The following is an 18,857-nucleotide window of genomic DNA, read 5'->3' on the forward strand; positions in this document are numbered from 1 at the left end:
CGATCGTAGCCTTCTCAGGAACCTCCCCCGGCTTCTGCCATGGGGACCGCGTCGCCTTCTAGGATTGTTCATGAGCCGGACTCACCCGACGCCCCCCACACGCGCCAGCTCCACAGGATTGCCTTTCAATCGCCTGACCCTCAGCCTGCTGCTGGCCGGTAGCCACGCGGTGGCCAACGCCAGCGGCACCCAGTTACCGACCCAGACCGTCAGTGGCGAAGAGCAATACGGCTATCGCGCCGACAGCGCCTCGGTGGGCGGCTTCAGCGAAACACCGCTGCTGGACACCCCGGCCTCCATCAGCGTGATCAACGAAGAGCTGATCAAGGACCAGCAGGCCCGGCTGCTCAGCGACGTGCTGAAGAACGACGCCTCGGTGGGCCAGAGCTACGCGCCGGTGGGCTACTACGAAAACTTCGAGGTGCGCGGCTTCTCCCTGAACGCCGCCAGCAGCTACAAGATCAACAACCGCACCATCACCGGCGAGCAGAACGTCGCCCTGGAAAACAAACAGCGGGTGGAACTGCTCAAGGGCCTCTCCGGCCTGCAAAGCGGGGTCAGCGAACCGGGTGGCTTGATCAACTACGTGACCAAGCGGCCCACGGATATCCGCTCGGTGACCGTCTCCACCGACGATCGCGGCAGCGGTTATCTGGCCACCGACGTCGGCGGCTGGTTCGGCAGCGAACAGCAGTTCGGCCTGCGCGCCAACCTAGCCCATGAAGACCTGCACTCCTACGTCGAGCACACCAACGGCCAGCGCGACTTTGCCTCCCTGGCCTTCGACTGGAACATCAGCCCCGATGCCCTGCTGCAACTGGATGTCGAATACCAGAACAAGCAACAGCGCTCGGCCCCGGGTTATCAACTGCTGGGCGGCTCCAGCCTGCCCCACCACGCCTCGCCGAAAAAGCTCCTGGGGCACCAGAGCGGGTCAAAGCCGGTGACCAACGAATCGCTGAACATCGGCGGCAGTTTCGAGTACCGCTTCAACGACGACTGGAAGGGCAACCTCAGTGCGTCGCGCAGCAAGGTGGTGATCGATGACTACAGTTCGTTTGCCTGGGGTTGCTACGGCTCGACCAGCTGCTCCAGCGTCAAGGTGCCCAATTACTTCGGCCCCGAAGGCAACTACGACATCTACGACTTCCGCAGCCCTGACGACACCCGACGCAACGATGAAGTGCAGGCGGTGCTCAATGGCCGCTTCGACGCAGCTGGCCTGGGCCATGAGTTGAGCGTGGGGACCAGTGCATTTCGCCGCGTGGTGGACCGGCGCGAGTCCATCAATCAATGGATTGGCACGGGCAATATCCAGAGCGAGCCGGAAAACTTCGACCGCTACAACGGCGCCCTCAACGACACCCACAAACGCCTCGACAGCCGTCAATACGGCCTGTTCCTAAGCGATCGCATCAGCTTCAACGAACAGTGGCAGACCGTCCTCGGCGGACGCGAAGTACGCCTCGACGAAGAGAGCTTCGACAAGGACGGCGTGCGCGATCGCCACACCCAGCGCTATGTATTCCTGCCCCAGGCCGCGTTGATCTACAAACCGATCAGCGAACTGTCGCTGTACACCCAATACAGCAAGGGCCTGAGCCTGGGTGGCCAGGCCCCCTGGTTCGCCAGCAACAGTGGCGACACCCTGGCCCCCACCGTCTCCCGCCAAATCGAAACCGGGATCAAATATGACTGGCAGCGCATGAGTTTTACCGCCGCCCTGTTCCAGATGCGCCAGGCCTACCAGTACTCGCGCCCGGACGCTGCAGGCGGTTTCACCTACGTCCAGCAGGGCCAGCAAAAGAACACCGGCCTGGAGCTCTCCGCCAACGGCTGGGCCACCCAGCGCCTGCAGATTGCCGCCAGCGTCGCGGCGATCCGCTCCCGGGTCGAGGACACCGGCACCCCGGCCTACGAAGGCCATCAAACCCTCAACGTCCCACGCCTACGAGCCAGCCTCCAAGGCGACTACGCCCTACCCTGGCTCGACGGCCTGGCCCTGCTGGGCGGCATGCAATACAGCGGCAGCATATACGCCGACCGCCAGGGCAACGTCGCCACCGGCGCCTACGCCATCTTCAACATCGGCAGCCGCTACAGCACCCGCATTGATGGCTACGAAACCGTGTTCCGCCTGACCGTGGACAACCTGTTCGACAAACGCTACTGGCGCGATGCAGGGGAATACATGGGCGACGACTACCTGTTCCAGGGCGCGCCGTTGACGGCGCGGTTGAGTGCTTCGGTGAATTTCTGATGCAGACCGCCCCTTCCTACCTCTCCCGTAGGAGCCGGCTTGCCGGCGAAGGCGTCCTCAAGACCGCCCTCGCCAGCAGAAAGCACACCCAAATGCAGACCCGCCCCACAGAACGGCCGCTGTAGCACTACCGGGTGCTGACTTGATCGCTTACTTGATCGCTTACTTGGTCGCTACTTGGTCGGTTTGTTGGGTGGCATGCCCAGGCCCCGGGGAAGATCAGCAGTCCAACCACCAGTTCAACAGCGTCTCGTCCTCATCGTCATCGAGATTTTTATAGACATTGGCGTAGTACCACTCGATCCCGGTTTGCTCGCGGAAGCGATCGAACACCGCATTGATACGGTCCATGCCATTCCTCGCGGGAACAGCGAATGACAGGTTCCCCTCGAACAGCCCATCCAGGGTTCCACCCAGCTCACCAGCGACCTCGTTTTCAAGCGCACTGATCACCGAAGGATCAATGTAATCGGCATAGATCTGAATGCAGAAATTCCCGCCCCGTTTCAGCACTTGCGCCGGAGCATCGGGATTGCGAATTGAAACGATATCGCCCCGCGCCAGGTTCTGTGCCAGCCCCGGCGAGGACAGCAACTCGTAGGTATGCTCATCGATCTGCCGCGCCAGCAACTCCTCGCGAACGGCGCCATCGTCATCGGCCATGTACACCTGAATCAACACAGGGGATTGCTTGTCATCCATACGAGGCTCCACAGTTTCCAGGTTCAACACCTGATCCTTGTTCTATTACCCAAGGCTTCCATCCCCTGCCTCAAGGCAACGGCTCAAACCGCCCACTGCCCGCATTCCACGCAAACCCCGGCAACTTGCAGTCCTGAAAGCCAATCCGCAACTGCTCCCCCTCAGCCTGCACCTGCAAGGTATCCACCCCCAGGTTGCGACACCCCGGCGCCGCAACCGCCAGGCTCTGCAGCAACTTGCCGGAGGCCTTGTCCATCACCTCCACCGTCGTGATTCGCTGATCATTGCCCGGCATCGGCACCTGGAAATACCAGCGTTTGGTGGAAGCACTCTGCAACAGCGTGGTGACCGGCTGCGGCCACGAGCGATCCGAATCCACCAGGCCCACCAGCTTCAGCGCAATGGGCAAGGACTTGCCCGTGCGATAACTGGTCCAGGTGCCGCGCACCTGCTCCTGCTGGCGGGAATTCATCAAGTCATTGAACTGCAAACGCGCCACCGGCAAGCCCTGCTCGTCCAGCTCATCCATGGCCAGCGTCTTGTTGCTGTAGCTGAAGGTCGGCTTGAGGCGGATCGGCGTGCGATAGCGCTGATAGGCATAGGTGCCCTGGTAGACCGCATTCTGGCTACCCAGGGTCAAGACAATCGCCTGTTTGCCCAAGGTCCCCTCATACACCCCGTGGGACGCCTGCGCCGGCAACAACCACAGCGCCAACACCAGCACCACCAGCCCCCGAGCAACATCAAACCCGCGCATCAGAAACGCTCCTCGCTCGACGACAGATATTCCAAACGCTCAGGGGTGATCACCCGGTAATAATCCCAACGCCGAGTGCGCTGGTCGTAATTGATAAAGTCCTGCTTGCTGAACTCCATCTGCCCACTGGGGGAAAAGCGCAGATCACCGTCCACCGCGAACTGCTCCAACTGCGGATGACGCCGATAGGTCCGCAGATCCCGGCTGTACAGGTAATACTGCGTGGGCGAGCACCACACCCGGCCATCCGCCTCCCCCACGCGATAGCCCTGGACCTGAAAGTCCATCCGCGCCTCGGCATGAAAATGCCCGAAGGTCAACGTCCTGGTGCCCACGGACGACAGACACCACTGCCCGCTAATCTCCTGCACCCGCTTACCGGTGGCCCGGCTGATCACCCGGATACTGTCCACCTGCGCCACCTCCTCCCCGGCCTTGCGCGCGGCATGCACACTGAAATAGAAATCCCGATCGAACACCGGCTGCAACAACTCCCCCTCAAACGCCTGCCGCTGACTGTCGCCAAAACGTGTCACCCGCTGCAACTGCAACGGCTGCTGCGTGCCCGTACGCAAATCCACCAGACTGCCCTGCAGCGCCTCCGCCCCCTCGGCGAAAGGCTGCAACGACACCGCCGTCGCCGGCAGGGTCGGGTTGTCCATGATGTTGATCAAGAGCGCAGAGCCGGGATGGAAAGGCGTGGATTCCAACGCCATGGGCAGGCGCTCGGACTCGGAGAACCAGTAGCCGGACATACCGCCGCCGTATTGGGAGTCGTAGGTGAGCGCCAGTTCAACCGGGGTGTCGCCGAGGGTGCCGCGGTAGGTGGTGGTGGGGTTGGCTTGGGCGGTTGGGGTGATTAGCCCGAGGCCGAGCAAGAGTGCTGCGGTCAGGCGGAACAGGAGGTGTGGCAGGTGACGCTGTTGGCCAGCCCTTGTTTGTGAACTGCTGCCAATGGGCTGGGTCATGCCTGCGTTCCTTGCGATGGGGAAAAGGGGCGCAGGATAGCAAAATCGCTGGGAGACAGAGGGTATTGCTGATGCGGCTCGCCTCTAATGCAGCGGATATGAAATCTTCAGGAAACTCAGCCTGTCCCTACCCGGTATGGAGACCGTTCCTACAGCACACCTGTTGCCCCTAATTCCTGGCACTCCTATAGTTTTTCAGACCCTCGATTCTGGTCAGCAGCACTTCAAAGCTCCGTCGAAAGGAACAAACTACACCCCGGTTGATTCGCAGCAACAGGTGGCGACTTTTCATTCTTGGAAGGAACGACACCATGAGCAATATTGACCCGTCCGAACGTTTTATCCCGCTCACTCCAATTGCTAGCGATGGCCCAGTGTTGTTTATCGACAGTCAGGCGCCATTGGTGGATCTGCATGCGTGTGCGAGTGAGCGGCTGGTGACTGCGCTTGATTATCTGAATCTGATGGCCTGCGCCACGTTGAGAGACGCGAGCGATAAGGACATTGGTACTGTGACCAATACAGCCCGGTTATTACTTCAGGATGTGCGGGATGTGTTGGCTGCGATTCAAACAAGGGCATTTAGCAAGTGATTTAGGCGCCAAGGAAGCCGGCTACGAGCCGGCTTTTTAATGCCTCAAGCGTTTGTAAAAAAACGCCAGTATTGAAGGACATAGTTCCCTTCCTTACTTGGGTCCATATCCAAACTTTCAGCACTTTTCATCAGGCATATCGTTGCTAGCGGCATGTTCGTATGCGGCCTGATCTTTGATCAATGGGAATAGAACCCACACCGGAGCACTAGCTCCTGTCCCAACCCATAACCGCCATTTCTACATGGACCGCTACAGATAGGCTGTCCGACAGGTTAGACTTGCCGCTTTGCCTGCACTCCAAGGAACTCCCGCGTGAACACTGAAAATCATTCCCAGACGGCCGCCTTTCTCTGGTCGATTGCCGACCTGCTGCGTGGTGATTTCAAGCAATCCCAGTACGGCCGCATCATCCTGCCATTTACCCTGCTGCGGCGGATGGAGTGCGTGCTGGCACCGACTAAGGCCGAAGTAATCAAACAGACCTTCGCTCAGGAAGGCCGTCCAGATACCGTACGCGAGATAATTCTGCTGCGAACAGCGGGTCAACAATTTTTCAATGCTTCGCCACTGACCCTGGAAACCCTGTCGGATACCCAGACCGCCGCTGACCTGATGAGCTACGTACAAGCCTTCAGCAAAGACGCCCGCGAGATCTTCGAACATTTCCACTTCGAGGACTTCGTTCAGCAACTGGCCAGCGCCAACCTGCTTTACCAGGTGGTGCAACGTTTTGCTGCCACCGACCTGAGCCCCGAGCGCATCAGCAACTTTGGCATGGGCATCATCTTCGAAGAGCTGATCCGTAAGTTTGCTGAAAGCTCCAACGAAACCGCAGGTGAACACTTCACCCCACGGGATATCGTGCATCTCACCACCTCGCTGGTGATCACCAATCAGGACCACAAGCTGGCCCCCAATAGCATCGTCACCATCTATGACCCAACCGCAGGTACGGGCGGCTTTCTGTCTGAGGGTGATGAATACATTCAGTCCATCAGCGAAAAGGTCAGCGTCTCTCTGCACGGCCAAGAGCTGAACCCCGAGTCCTACGCCATCTGCAAAGCAGACATGCTGATCAAGGGCCAGGACGTGGCCAGCATCAAGCTCGGCAACACCCTGTCCAACGACCAACTGGCCGACAAGCGCTTCGACTTTATGCTCAGCAACCCGCCGTTTGGCGTGGAATGGAAGAAGGTGCAGAAGCAGATCACCGATGAGCACAGCCACAAGGGCTTCGACGGCCGCTTCGGCCCCGGCCTGCCGCGCGTGTCCGACGGTTCGCTGCTGTTCCTCCTGCACCTGGTCAGCAAGATGCGTGACCCGCGCGACGGTGGCTCGCGCATCGGCATCATCCTCAACGGCTCGCCGCTGTTTACCGGCGGCGCGGGCTCGGGTGAATCGGAGATTCGCCGCTACCTGCTGCAAAACGATCTGGTCGAAGCCATCGTCGCGCTGCCGACGGACATGTTCTACAACACCGGCATCGCCACCTATGTGTGGATACTCAGCAACCACAAGACTGCTGCGCGCCTGGGCAAGGTGCAGTTGATTGATGGCAGCCAGCACTACGCCAAAATGCGCAAGTCACTAGGCAGCAAACGTCAGTACATCACCGAGGAGCAAATCAACGAACTGGTGCGCCTGTATGGCAACTTTGAGCAAACCGCGCAGAGCAAGATTTTCCCCATCGAGGCCTTCGGCTATCGACGCATTACCGTCGAACGTCCGCTGCGTCTGAACTTCCAGACCAGCGCCGAGCGCGTCGCCAAAGTGCTGGAAGAAAAAGCCATCCAGAAACTCGACAGCGCCGCGCAGCAGCAACTGATTACAGCCCTGCAAGCGATGGATGCCAGTCAACTGCACCGCAACCGCGAGCAGTTCAGCAAGCTACTGAAAAAAGCCCTCACCGCGCACGGCATCAGCCTCAGCACGCCAGAGCTAAAAGCGTTGCTCAATGCCTTGAGCGAACGTGACCCCGAAGCGGATATCTGCACCAGCAAAGGCCAGCCGGAGGCGGACGCAGGACTGCGTGACAATGAAAACGTACCGCTGGGTGAGTCAGTGTATGACTACTTCCAGCGGGAAGTTATTCCTCATGTACCGGATGCCTGGATCGACGAAAGCAAAACCGATGCACTGGACGGAGAAGTCGGATTCGTCGGCTTCGAGATTCCGTTTAATCGGCACTTCTATGTGTTCCAGCCACCACGCCCGCTGGAAGAGATCGACCGCGATCTAAAAGCTTGCACCGACCGGATCAAACAGATGATTGAGGGACTTTCGGCATGAGTTTTTCAGCGTATCCGGAATACAAGGATTCTGGAGTTGATTGGTTGGGAGCCATCCCTAAAGGCTGGAGCATTAAGCCTCTCTGGGCATTATTTCGAAGGCACAAACTAACTGGCTTCCCCAATGAGCAATTGCTTTCTGTTTATCGCGACTATGGCGTCATTCCTAAAGCATCCCGCGATGACAATTTCAATAAACCTTCGGACGATTTGGGTGCGTACCAACTTGTCCAGGCTGGCGACTTAGCAATAAATAAAATGAAAGCCTGGCAGGGATCTGTTGGGATATCTATTTACAAAGGCATTGTTAGCCCGGCCTACCATGTTTATGCACCAAACCATTCAGAAGCCCCACAATATCTCCATCATCTTTTCCGGTGCAACGAATACATCGCTGGTTACTTGGCTAATTCAAAGGGCATTCGGGTAAATCAGTGGGATTTGGAACCACAGCAGCACTCACGCATGTCAGTTCTGTTGCCGCCATTTCAAGAGCAAACCCAAATCGCCAGTTTCCTCGACCACGAAACTGCCCGCATCGACGCACTAATCGAAGAGCAGCAGCGCCTGATCGAACTGCTCAAGGAAAAGCGCCAGGCTGTCATCTCCCACGCAGTCACAAAAGGCCTCGAGCCCACGGTTCCGATGAAAGACTCCGGCGTGGAGTGGCTGGGCGAGGTGCCGGCGCATTGGGCAATCAAGCGACTCAAACAGCTCGTATTGGATGCCGCAGGCATCCAGATGGGGCCGTTTGGTGGAATGTTGGTCGATCTTGATGATTCTGATACGGGATACAAGGTTTACGGTCAGGAAAACACTATCTCAGGGGATTTCTCTTCTGGAAATAGGTGGGTTCCAGAGTCTCGGTATGTCGCGCTCTCGAACTACCACCTTGAAGTTGGGGATATCGTCCTGACCAGAAAGGGAAGTTTAGGCAACTGCCGAAGGATTTCACTACTGCCGCAAGCAGGAATTATTGATTCGGACACCATTCGCGTCAGAGTTCAGAGTCAAATAATAAATCCGGACTATCTCGAACTTCTCCTGCATGAAGCTGGTTATATTTCTACTCAACTGAGCCTTGTGAAACGGGGGGCAATCCTGTCAGGGCTGAACTCCGAGATAATTGCGAATTTGGTTATTGTTGTTCCTCCTCCCGAAGGGCAGGAAGAATTATTGCTAGAAATCAAAGCAGCCTCATCTAGATTTGATCAAGGAATATCCGACTGTGAGTATGCGGTCGGACTACTTCGCGAGCGCCGCTCCGCTCTAATCTCCGCCGCCGTCACCGGCAAAATCGACGTACGCGGCTGGCAGCCCCCAGCCAGTGCAACATCCCCTGAATTAGCACAAGAGGCCGTGTAATGGCGGACAGCAAGGAAGCTCAGTTTCAGCAGGACATTATCGCGGCCCTATCCGCCCAAGGCTGGCTAGTCGGCACGGCCAGTGGTTACGACCGTCGCACTGCGCTGTACACCGAAGATGTGCTGGGCTACTTCAAGGACGCCTGGCCGGAGCGTTGGGACAAGTTCGCCAAGGCCAACCCCAATGCCCCTGAGGACGTACTGATCCAGAAACTGGTGCGCGAGCTGGAGCAGAGCGGCACCTTGGATGTGTTGCGTCATGGCTTCAAGTTGCCAGCGGTGAAGGTGGAGTTGTGCAGCTTCCAGCCCGACCACGGCATGAACCCCGACACCCTCAAGCGCTACCAGCACAACCGCCTGCGGGTGGTGCCAGAGGTGTCTTACTCGCCACACGCCCGCGAAGCGGGTGGCAGTGGGCAGAGTTACAACCCTCGGCTGGACTTGGTGCTGTTCGTTAACGGCATCCCCACCGCTACGCTGGAGCTGAAAAGCGAGTTCAAGCAGTCGGTGGAAAACGCCAAGCGTCAGTACCGTTACGACCGCCCGGTAAAAGACCCGCTAACACGCAAGCCCGAACCGCTGCTGACCTTCAAGCGTGGCGCGCTGGTGCACTTTGCCGTGGGCCAGAACGAAGTTGCGATGACCACCCAGTTAGCGGGCAAGGACACCTTCTTCCTGCCCTTTAACCTCGGCACTGAGGAAGGCGGCGCCGGCAACCCAATGCCCGCCGACGACAGCCAATACGCCACCAGCTACCTCTGGCAACGTCTGTTGCAGCCCGATGCTTGGCTCAAGGTGCTGGGGCGCTTTCTGCACCTGGACAAAAAAACCAGCGAAGGCTTCGACGGCACGCTGGTCACCAAGGAAACGATGATCTTCCCGCGTTACCACCAATGGGAAGTGGTCAACAAGCTGGTCAACACCACCCGCACCGAAGGGCCAGGCAAGCGTTACTTGATCCAGCACAGCGCCGGTTCGGGCAAGTCCAACTCCATTGCCTGGACGGCCCATCAACTGGCCTCGCTGTACGATGATGCCGGCCAGCGGTTGTTCAATTCGGTGATCGTGGTCACCGACCGCACGGTGCTGGACAGCCAACTGCAAAACACCATCTACCAATTCGAACACGCCCAGGGCGTGGTCAAACCCATCAGCCGAGACCTCGGCAATCAGAGCAAATCCGAACAACTGGCCGAGGCGCTGGCTGAGCAAACGCGCATCATCATCGTCACTATCCAGACCTTCCCTGCCCTGTTCGATGCCCTGGACAAGTACCCCAAGCTTGCCAGCGGGCGCTATGCGGTGATTGCCGATGAGGCGCACTCCTCGCAGACCGGTTCGTCGGCCAGCAAGCTGAAACAGATTCTTGGCAGCGATGCACTGGATGGTGAGGAAATCAGCGCCGAAGAACTGCTGGACGCAGCCGTGCAGGCGCGCCAACCCAACGAGCGCATCAGCTACTACGCCTTCACCGCTACGCCCAAGCCCAAAACGCTTGAGCTATTTGGTCGTGAGCCTGATCCGACGTTACCGCGCAGTGCCAACAACAAGCCGGAGGCGTTTCATCTGTATTCCATGCGTCAGGCCATTGAGGAAGGCTTCATCCTCGACGTGCTGCGCAACTACACCACCTACAGCACCGCCTGGAAGATCGCCCACCCGGAGGGCGATGACGACGAGGTGGACAGCAAAAAAGCGCGCATCAAGCTGGCGCGCTGGGTGCGTTTGCACCCGTACAACATCAGCCAAAAGGTGGAAGTGATCGTCGAGCACTTCCGCGCCAATATCCGCAAGCTACTCAATGGCCAGGCCAAGGCCATGGTGGTGACCAGTAGCCGCCAGGAAGCGGTGCGCTACCAGTTGGCGGTGCGGGCCTACGTACATCAAATGGGCTACAAGGATGTGCACCCGTTGGTGGCGTTCTCTGGCAGTGTGCTCGCGGATGAGGTGATCCCCGAAGAGGTGACGGAAAACAGCAACCTGCTTAACCCCGGCCTGCATGGCCGTGACCTGGCAGTGGCCTTCGACACCCAAGACTTCAACGTGATGATTGCCGCCAACAAGTACCAGACGGGTTTCGATCAGCCCAAGCTGTGCGCCATGTACGTGGACAAGAAGCTGCAAGGCGTGGACTGCGTGCAGACCCTGTCGCGGCTGAACCGCACTTTTGGTGACAGCAAAGAAACCTTCATCCTCGACTTCTTCAACGAGCCTCAGGACATTCTCGATGCCTTCTTGCCTTACTACACCAAGGCCGAGCTGACCGATGTCACCGACCCGCAGATCATCTACGACCTGCAGAAGAAACTGGATGCCGAGGGGATCTATCACTGGCAGGAGGTCGAGGCATTCGCCATGGCCTTCTTCGACCCCAAAGCGGCCGCCAGCAAGCTCAGCTATTACTGCACACCCGCCAGGGAGCGCTTTGCCAAGCGCTACGCCTTTTCGCTGGAGTCGCACCAGCAGGCACTTGATTACAAACGCACCGCCGAAGCCAATGGCGACAGCGCTGGCTTGAAAAAAGCCGAGCATGCATTGAAAGAAGCCGGCGAACAGATCGATCAGCTCGACCTGTTCCGCAAAAACCTACAGAGCTTTGTGCGCCTATATGAGTTCCTCTCGCAGATCATCCCTTATGAGGATCGCGAACTGGAGCAGCTCTGCGTGTACGCCAAGCACCTGCACACGCTGCTGCGTTCGGATCGTCTGCAACAAGACGACGTCGATGTGGGCGAGCTGCAATTGAGCCACTACCGCCTAAGCAAGCGTGCTGAGCACCAGTTGCGCCTGAGCGAAGAAAAAGGCGAATACACCCTTAAGCCCGGCAGTGATGTGGGCAGCGGCAAGCCCCATGACCCAGAGAAAAAGCGCCTGTCAGAAATCATCGACGCGCTGAACGATATCTTTGGTGCCGAAACGCAAGATGATGACCAACTGCATTTTGCTACGGGCATCACCCAACGCCTGTTGCGCCAGGATGACTTGATGGCTCAAGTCAACAGCCACTCGGTGGACCAGGTTATGCACGGCCTGCTGCCAAAACGCGTGGTGGACACCGTACTCGACGCCATCACTGACAACGAGAAATTGTCGTTGTCAGTGCTGGACAACGAAACCAAGAGCCGAGCCTTTGCGCTGGTGATTTTGAAAATGCTCAAGGCAGCGGCAGGCCTCGCTGAGAGCGATCAACTGGGTTAAGGAGTGACCATGGCAATTCCGGACTTTCAAAGCGTCATGCGGCCGGTGCTCACTACGGTGCAGAACGGTGCACCGTTGCTACTCAGAGAACTGCGCGAGCGCATTGCCGATCAGTTCCAACTGACCGAGGAGGAGCGCAAAGAATACCTGCCCTCTGGGAATCAGACGGTAATCAATAACCGCGTAGGCTGGGCCCGAACGTATCTCAACAAAGCAGGGCTGCTGACCATTCCCGCCAAAGGCATGGTGCAAATCACCCCACGTGGCCTCGACGCCTTGGCCAATGGGCCCGCGCGCATCACCGTGAGCTGGCTGAAACAATTCCCCGAGTTCGCTGACTTCCATACCGCCAAGCCACAAACGGCGGACATCCCCGCTGCGCTGGATATCGCCCCATCGGAAACCACTCCCGACGAACAACTGGCCGAGGCTCATCAGGCACTGGTGCAATCACTGGCCGATGAACTGCTTGCTCAAGTACGAGCCGCAACACCGAGCTTCTTCGAGCAAGTGGTGGTCGACCTGATGCTAGCCATGGGTTACGGAGGCTCACGTAAAGAAGCCGGCAAAGCCACCCAACTCACGAATGACGATGGCATCGACGGCATCATCAAGGAAGACAAACTCGGCCTCGACGTGATCTACCTACAAGCCAAGCGTTGGAGCAACACGGTACATCGCCCGGAGATCGACAAATTCATCGGCGCCCTGACCCGCCAGCGGGCGCGCAAAGGTGTGTTTATCACCACCTCGGATTTCTCCATGGGCGCAAGGGACGCGGCGCTGGGCTTGGATATCAAAGTGGTGTTGATCGATGGCGTCGAACTTGCTCGGTTAATGGTCGAGCACAACCTCGGGGTGAGCGTGAAGCAGGTGTACGAGGTGAAGCAGCTCGACAGTGATTATTTTGCTGAGGAGTAAGTTGTAAGCGTCCAGCTGGCTTAGCTCGACTGGCGTAAGTATTCAGGGGGCGGCTTACTTCAGAAGTACAGCCAAGCCCTGATAGCTTTGTATGATACTTAGTCAGATTGAGCCCTAGGTAGGCTTAAGTGGCTCGAGCCCATAACTGACACATTGCCGAGCATTAATTCCTAGCAAATCGGCTCTCACCGTGCTTTCAGCACCGCCTCAAAATCCGAAGCCTGGATGTCCGAGGCCCCACTCAACATATCCCGCGCCAACGCTCGTCGTTTACTTAACAACTCATCCAACGTTGCCTCAAACGTCGGCATCACCGCATCCCGAACCGTCGGGTAGTACACATACACATCTTTCTCCTGCCCAATCCGATAAGCCCGATCCGTAGCTTGATCTTCCTTGGCTGGATTCCAACACCGAGTAAAGTGAATAACGTGGTTGGCCGCCTGCACATTCACTCCAAACCCGACTGCGATAGTGGACAGGATGATTACTGCAAAGCCAGGCAATTCTTGAAATTGGTCGATCAACTTCTGTCGACTATTGGCGCTCTGACTGCTGGTACTGGTATCGCCGTTGATGACAGTCGCCCGAAACCCGAAATGCTCTTGAATCGAATGCTGCAATTCCCGCTGGATATCACGCAACTCGGTAAAGACGATGACCTTGTCGCCGTTCCCAGCTTTTTTTATCGACTCAAGCGTCTGCAACAACCATTGCAGTTTTGGCGAATTGTCGCGCAGTCGCTTGTCAGGTTGGACGCTATACGGGTGGGCGCAAATGAGCTTGAGTTTGTGCAGCAACCCAAGCATGCCGGAGGTCTTTTGATCGAGCTTCTCTTCGATCTGTTGCTTCTGGCTGTACGCAGATACTTCGGACAGGTACAGGTTTCGCTGCAAGGTATGCATGCTCAGTGAACGGCAGGCCGTATCTTCGATTTTGGCAGGCAGATCCTTGGCAATGTCTTGCTTGGTACGGCGCAGAGTCTGTGGATCAATAAGCCCTCGAAGGCGCTCTAGGGCAGCTGTATCGCGCTCGAACACGGCTTCGATTGGGCGTTGATACTCACGACCGAACTGGTTCAAGCCGCCCAGAAAGCCTGGCTGGATGAAGTCGAATAAGCACCAGAGGTCTATCAGGGTATTTTCGACAGGCGTACCAGTGCACGCCACTCGAAATCTCGCAGGAATGGCTTTAATCGCCTGAGTCACCAGTGCTGCGGGGTTCTTCAGCTTCTGTGCTTCATCACACACGACTATCGACCACTGCTGGCGCGCCAGGGAAAACTCCTGATCGCGAAGCGTCTCGTAAGTCGTCAGAACGATTCGGGAGTCACCCATCCAACCCGGACGCAACAGATTCCTGATGCCCTTGGCTTTCAAGTCAGCTGGGATTTCTTCTTTCTTGAACTTCACCGCACTCAAGGCTGAGCCATACAACTTCAGCACTGGCAGCGCATCAGCGAAGAAGAATCGGTGAAGCTCTTGTTCCCAGTTATCGAGCAACGAAACAGGGGCAACGATCAGGGTTGGTCGGTCATCTGGGTACTGTTCCAGATACCAGACCAGGAAGGTGAGCAACTGGATCGTTTTTCCAAGTCCCATGTCATCAGCGAGTAAGCAACCTGATACGTCCGAGGGTGACAAACGGAATAAATGCTGCAACCACGCAACACCTTGAAGCTGGTGCTCACGCAAGACGACCTCAGGCTTGAGCAAACCGGGCAACTCTGGCGTTGCGTCCAAAGCAGCGCGTAGGGCTGCCTGACGAATTTGAACGTAGGTCGGCTCTTCGATGTTATGGCCGATTTGTAGTATGGCGCGGCCAACCTTTTCCTGTTGCTGGAGCAGGCTGGTCTCAACAGGGGCGATCTTCCTGGACCAGACATCAAACAGTTGCTCGGCGGCGGCAATCGAGAGTGGTGTTTTGGACTCTGGTAAGAAGACCGTTTCATCACCGGCAGCACGAGCTTCGTCCAAACGCTGCCCAAAAGCTTCAAATTGAGAACGGTCGGATGGATCCCAACGGCCAAGAGTTTCTGCATCGATGCCCAACGCCGCCACATCCTTCGGCAACCAGTTTTCGGTCGCCTCTTTGACGAGGAAAGGCGAAGTTATTTTTTCCGCCTCCCCGATGCCAGTCACACGGTCGCCGTATAGAGACAGGTCCAGGACTGAGTCGAACTCAATACCGGCCGCTTCGTTTTGCCAACGCTTAAGCAGGTCACTGATACCTGCCATCTGTCGCAAATCAAAATCGCTGAGTTCCAGCTCATAACCCTGCCAGAAACCAGCTGGCATGCCAGCGGCTAATTTCAGCTGCAACTCATGCACGAAGGGCGCGAGGTCATAGGCCGCTTTGAATTCAACTTCGATAGGGGCTTGCGGAGTTGGTGAGATTGGTTCGAGTGTCAGGTTTACCTGCTCAATGTACTGTCCCATTTCATCCAGTTTGGGCTCCAGATGAAAGCGGTGAAAGAAAATCCCAGCCTCCGCTAGTTCATCTTCATAGGTCTCAGCATCCAATACTTGCGCGGCGCTTTCACCGAGTGCGCTGTAAGGGTTGCGCAGGAAGGAAAGTGCATCGTCCCCAGCGACCCGACGCCCGGGCAACGAGCGCACATAGTCCAATACAGATTTGACTTCAGGCTCAATCAAGACGTGGGTCAAAGATCCATCATCACCGGTCACCCGGTATCGATCCTGAACCTGATTGGCACCGTCAAAACTCTCAACCCAGTTTGCCGGCTGACCTTCGAAGGTTGGTTGCAGCTCTATAATCGGCGTATTACCTACTGTCGATTTTCGAGGATTGAGTCGCAGGCTTTCAGGTTTGATAACGACGGTCTTATCCAGAAAGCCATCCATACCAGCACCAGCCTTGCGTGCCAACTTCCTGATGCTGGCCCAGCCGATCTGGTTGGTTATTTCACCCGGCTCATTTTGTTGAGCCATGTAAAGTTGCCGTAAGGCACAGGTCAGTTTCCAGCACGCCTCAGACAAAATCTCCATTTTTCCGTGGTGCCAGACTATAGCGCCCGTACGCTGCACCTGCATATTTGCGTTGGATTGCGGGTCGCGCCATCCACTAACGGTTACTTTGAAATCATCGGAGGCAAGGCTGCCCTGGCTGCTCAGTTGAGGAATGAGAGCTGTCTTTGATGGCAACCCCAATAGCGGCAGACTTGTTAAGTGCTCTGGCTCATCAAGAAGCCGATAAAGCTCATCCCATGTCATCAGCCAGCGATCACTGAGCTGGGAGACAAACTCCTCCTCTTCTAACTGATCGAGATAGCTTGCCAGAGGCCAGGACTCCCCGTTCTCCGCCAAGCTCAGGGGGTAACAAATGCCCTGCTCCTCAATGGAAAAAACAGGCTCAGTATTTTTTATCGCCGAACTTGGCTGCCGGCCGATGCCTTTCAGCAAACGCTTGAGCATTACTGCCTCCAAAACCTGAGTGGTTGGTGATTGACGGGCTTGAAGCCCAGGCGTTGGAGCGCTGCAATAGCAGCCTGATCATTGCTATCAAGCTGGACCTGAAATGCGCCACCGCGCGCGCGCTGGTCATAGACTTTGTGTTTGACCGACTTTAGGGCGTCACGGACTTGCTCTTCAAAAGCCATAGGCTTAGATGATCCGGGCGAGCCGGCCTGACTCTGCACACGAATGCCCAATTTCCCTAGAGAGTCATCGAACTTGCTCAGCCAACCCTCTATACGGTTCGGGCGACTAGGTGCAGGTGAGTGCCGCATTCGGTCCAACGCTCGATTTGCCTGCTTCAGCTCGGCAGTAAGCTCAAGCTGGGATTTGTCTGGGTTAAACGGCGAATCATCTGCTTTGTACACATAGCAGGCATTACCTGTTCCAGAGAACTCCACGAAAAAGTAGTTCCCAATCTGCATCACCACAGCATTGTTATACCCAGGACCGCCTACCAGCTTGCTCAAGCGCCCTTTATTTTTTTCACGGAAATGAACGAAGTCCCGCCCGCGGTCATTCCACGCATCCGCGCCCATGACAATTCGGGTATAGCTCATTTGGTTGGCAAATCTTAGCCAGTAATACAGACGCGATTGATCAACCTCGGAGTCTCCCTTCAACAGGTTGAAGAAGTGCTCCAGATCTTCCTTCGCGAACCACGCAACGACCATTGCACAGACATCTTTTTCAACATACTGCAGCCAGCTGTTTTGCCTGGAGCGGATCTGAGGGCTGCCCCAACTCTCGAGTGCAACCTGTTTGAGCAGCGACGACGGCTTTTCTCGATAAGCAGCTACGTGATAGCGCGACAGACACGCACTCAGAATTTCGTTCATGTAGCGCGGATGCTGCCGGCCGATGTCGACAAGGTCGGCTAAGCGCTGAGAAAACTCGGTGTCATCCAACATGAAAATACGAGAAATCAGTACGTTAAAGATCCTTCGCCACAGCCAACTGCTGTCAGGGATCTGCGCAATCGTCTGCAACGCTGAAAGGTCGCTAATTTCACCATTGAACATCTGGTCGCCCAGCCTGGCGCCTGCCTGCTCGGAAAAAAGCTCCTGATGATGCTGGACGATATGTACCCATTCCTTCTCGCGTTTTTGCTGACCTCTGACGCAATCGAAACCAAGCTGAACGTCGGTCCGCAACACACACCAATTGGCGTTCTGATCAGGATTGGCGGCCTCGTACCCAAAGTAGCTAAAGCACAGCGCCAACCAGTCTCGACGACTCAACTTTCGCTTTTCGATACGGTGATGAATTTCTTCATGCACTCGGGCATAAAGATGATCATCGTCCAGTATCGGACCGACTCGCTCACTCTTGTCCGAGAGGCCTGCGAAAACCAAGCGCCATTCAGAGGCGTTGAGTGGGAGTACATTGCGGAACTTGCTTATCGCAGCACGGCGCTTTTCCTGAGGTGGCGGCAAGGCCTTTTCAGCGCGTTCGAATCGCTCGTAAAGATCAATCCCCGCAGCCCCCAGACGGGGGAATCGCGCCAACGGTTCAGGCACCTGCCCCGTTCGATGCGTGGAAAGACTCAGGTTAATAGCAGCGGAAAGCCTCGCGATTGGGCTGGTCATCGATTCATTGCCAACTGACATTTTTCCATATCAGTGTTGTTGAAAACCGGGACCTCTGGCTTGAGGTTGTATTCCTTTTCCTTCAAACCAAAGAACTGCATGCGCAACTCCACTCGCCGGCTTTCTTCCTTGGTGTCCTTTGCATTGTTGAAAGACACACCGCCCGCTAAGAACATAGATCTGATTTGCTGTTGGTGTTCTGGCGACAATCCAACTTGGAGTGGGCTGCGGCTATCGAGCAAACTGCACATCACCCACTCTGAACGTTGCAGTGAAAGGTGCAGGTTATAAAGGTAGGAGCCATCGGTGTCTGTCGATCCCTCAATCACAACCTGCTTGAACCATTTACGGCCTACCTCACTGTTGGCCGCCTCCAGAATCATCGGCACAACCTCTTGAAGCGCCGACTGACCATCGTTACTCAGCGCGTACTGGTTGTGCCCAAAACGGCCAGCATCGCCGAAGCTAATCCGGTTGTCTTTGCAATCCACCACGATGGTCTTGCTGGCAGTCTTCGCCTTAAGGCTCAGGTGCTCGCAGATCTGACTGATATCCCTATTACGCTGCTTCTCTCCTTGCTCCGCTTGGTTAATGCGCTGTGTCACAGAACTCAACGCTGCCACCATGACCACAAGAAATAGAATCATCATCGCGGTCATCAAATCAGCGAAGGAGATCCAGAAAGGCTTCTCTCCCTCGTCTTTTGAACGGGCAACCGAAGGCATTTGCTTACCAAACATC

At 56.5% G+C, this 18,857-nt stretch carries 12 protein-coding genes; 6 read left to right on the forward strand and 6 right to left on the reverse strand.

Features of this window, described 5'->3' with window-relative positions:
- The first annotated feature begins 70 nt into the window (after nt 1–70).
- Nucleotides 71–2,260 carry a TonB-dependent siderophore receptor gene (locus PFZ56_RS24585; RefSeq protein WP_170004744.1) on the forward strand — a complete coding sequence of 730 codons (2,190 nt, stop codon included), beginning with the start codon at nt 71–73 and terminating at the stop codon, nt 2,258–2,260.
- Nucleotides 2,261–2,479: 219 nt separating this feature from the next.
- Here the strand turns inward: PFZ56_RS24585 and PFZ56_RS24590 are convergent, their stop codons facing one another.
- From PFZ56_RS24590 to PFZ56_RS24600, 3 genes are all read right to left on the reverse strand, one after another.
- Nucleotides 2,480–2,962, reverse strand: coding sequence for a DUF4265 domain-containing protein (locus tag PFZ56_RS24590; protein ID WP_170004746.1), 483 nt, complete (start codon nt 2,960–2,962; stop codon nt 2,480–2,482).
- Nucleotides 2,963–3,032: 70 nt separating this feature from the next.
- On the reverse strand, nt 3,033–3,719 hold the full coding sequence (locus PFZ56_RS24595; protein ID WP_170004748.1) for a hypothetical protein: 687 nt from the start codon (nt 3,717–3,719) through the stop codon (nt 3,033–3,035).
- A complete protein-coding gene (locus tag PFZ56_RS24600; protein ID WP_170004750.1) occupies nt 3,719–4,687 on the reverse strand; it encodes a hypothetical protein in 969 nt (322 codons plus the stop codon). Before PFZ56_RS24600 ends, PFZ56_RS24595 begins: the two co-directional genes overlap by 1 nt.
- A 311-nt stretch (nt 4,688–4,998) precedes the next feature.
- Here PFZ56_RS24600 and PFZ56_RS24605 point away from each other — a divergent pair, with 311 nt between their 5' ends.
- From PFZ56_RS24605 to PFZ56_RS24625, 5 genes are all read left to right on the forward strand, one after another.
- The gene (locus PFZ56_RS24605; protein WP_170004752.1) at nt 4,999–5,280 is read left to right on the forward strand and encodes a fructose-bisphosphate aldolase; all 282 of its coding nucleotides are present in this window, start codon (nt 4,999–5,001) and stop codon (nt 5,278–5,280) included.
- 315 nt (nt 5,281–5,595) lie between these two features.
- Entirely contained in the window at nt 5,596–7,572 is a 1,977-nt protein-coding gene (locus PFZ56_RS24610; protein WP_170004754.1) for a class I SAM-dependent DNA methyltransferase, read from the forward strand.
- Entirely contained in the window at nt 7,569–8,936 is a 1,368-nt protein-coding gene (locus PFZ56_RS24615; RefSeq protein ID WP_170004756.1) for a restriction endonuclease subunit S, read from the forward strand. The genes PFZ56_RS24610 and PFZ56_RS24615 overlap by 4 nt, the downstream gene beginning before the upstream one ends.
- Nucleotides 8,936–12,133, forward strand: coding sequence for a type I restriction endonuclease subunit R (locus tag PFZ56_RS24620; RefSeq protein WP_170004758.1), 3,198 nt, complete (start codon nt 8,936–8,938; stop codon nt 12,131–12,133). The genes PFZ56_RS24615 and PFZ56_RS24620 overlap by 1 nt, the downstream gene beginning before the upstream one ends.
- Before the next feature lie 9 nt (nt 12,134–12,142).
- Nucleotides 12,143–13,054, forward strand: a complete 912-nt coding sequence (locus tag PFZ56_RS24625) for a restriction endonuclease (protein ID WP_170004760.1) — start codon at nt 12,143–12,145, stop codon at nt 13,052–13,054.
- A gap of 185 nt (nt 13,055–13,239) precedes the next feature.
- Here the strand turns inward: PFZ56_RS24625 and zorD are convergent, their stop codons facing one another.
- From zorD to zorB1, 3 genes are read right to left on the reverse strand one after another with little or no spacing between them, the layout of a single operon-like run.
- Nucleotides 13,240–16,488, reverse strand: coding sequence for a type I Zorya anti-phage system protein ZorD (gene zorD / locus PFZ56_RS24630; RefSeq protein ID WP_170004762.1), 3,249 nt, complete (start codon nt 16,486–16,488; stop codon nt 13,240–13,242).
- Nucleotides 16,488–18,116, reverse strand: a complete 1,629-nt coding sequence (zorC, locus tag PFZ56_RS24635) for a type I Zorya anti-phage system protein ZorC (RefSeq protein WP_170004764.1) — start codon at nt 18,114–18,116, stop codon at nt 16,488–16,490. Before zorC ends, zorD begins: the two co-directional genes overlap by 1 nt.
- Entirely contained in the window at nt 18,113–18,856 is a 744-nt protein-coding gene (zorB1, locus tag PFZ56_RS24640) for a type I Zorya anti-phage system protein ZorB1 (RefSeq protein WP_170004766.1), read from the reverse strand. The genes zorC and zorB1 overlap by 4 nt, the downstream gene beginning before the upstream one ends.
- Nucleotide 18,857 lies beyond the last annotated feature (1 nt).

The sequence above is a fragment of the Pseudomonas danubii genome (genome assembly GCF_042980055.1).
Lineage (GTDB): Bacteria > Pseudomonadota > Gammaproteobacteria > Pseudomonadales > Pseudomonadaceae > Aquipseudomonas > Aquipseudomonas danubii.

Excerpts from the sequence above, each read along its gene's own strand:
- PFZ56_RS24600 (WP_170004750.1), bottom strand. The coding sequence starts at position 4,687 with ATGACCCAGCCCATTGGCAGCAGTTCACAAACAAGGGCTGGCCAACAG.
- PFZ56_RS24625 (WP_170004760.1), top strand. The coding sequence starts at position 12,143 with ATGGCAATTCCGGACTTTCAAAGCGTCATGCGGCCGGTGCTCACTACG.
- PFZ56_RS24605 (WP_170004752.1), top strand. The coding sequence starts at position 4,999 with ATGAGCAATATTGACCCGTCCGAACGTTTTATCCCGCTCACTCCAATT.
- zorB1 (WP_170004766.1), bottom strand. The coding sequence starts at position 18,856 with ATGTTTGGTAAGCAAATGCCTTCGGTTGCCCGTTCAAAAGACGAGGGA.
- PFZ56_RS24590 (WP_170004746.1), bottom strand. The coding sequence starts at position 2,962 with ATGGATGACAAGCAATCCCCTGTGTTGATTCAGGTGTACATGGCCGAT.
- PFZ56_RS24585 (WP_170004744.1), top strand. The coding sequence starts at position 71 with ATGAGCCGGACTCACCCGACGCCCCCCACACGCGCCAGCTCCACAGGA.
- zorC (WP_170004764.1), bottom strand. The coding sequence starts at position 18,116 with ATGACCAGCCCAATCGCGAGGCTTTCCGCTGCTATTAACCTGAGTCTT.
- PFZ56_RS24615 (WP_170004756.1), top strand. The coding sequence starts at position 7,569 with ATGAGTTTTTCAGCGTATCCGGAATACAAGGATTCTGGAGTTGATTGG.
- PFZ56_RS24620 (WP_170004758.1), top strand. The coding sequence starts at position 8,936 with ATGGCGGACAGCAAGGAAGCTCAGTTTCAGCAGGACATTATCGCGGCC.
- PFZ56_RS24595 (WP_170004748.1), bottom strand. The coding sequence starts at position 3,719 with ATGCGCGGGTTTGATGTTGCTCGGGGGCTGGTGGTGCTGGTGTTGGCG.
- zorD (WP_170004762.1), bottom strand. The coding sequence starts at position 16,488 with ATGCTCAAGCGTTTGCTGAAAGGCATCGGCCGGCAGCCAAGTTCGGCG.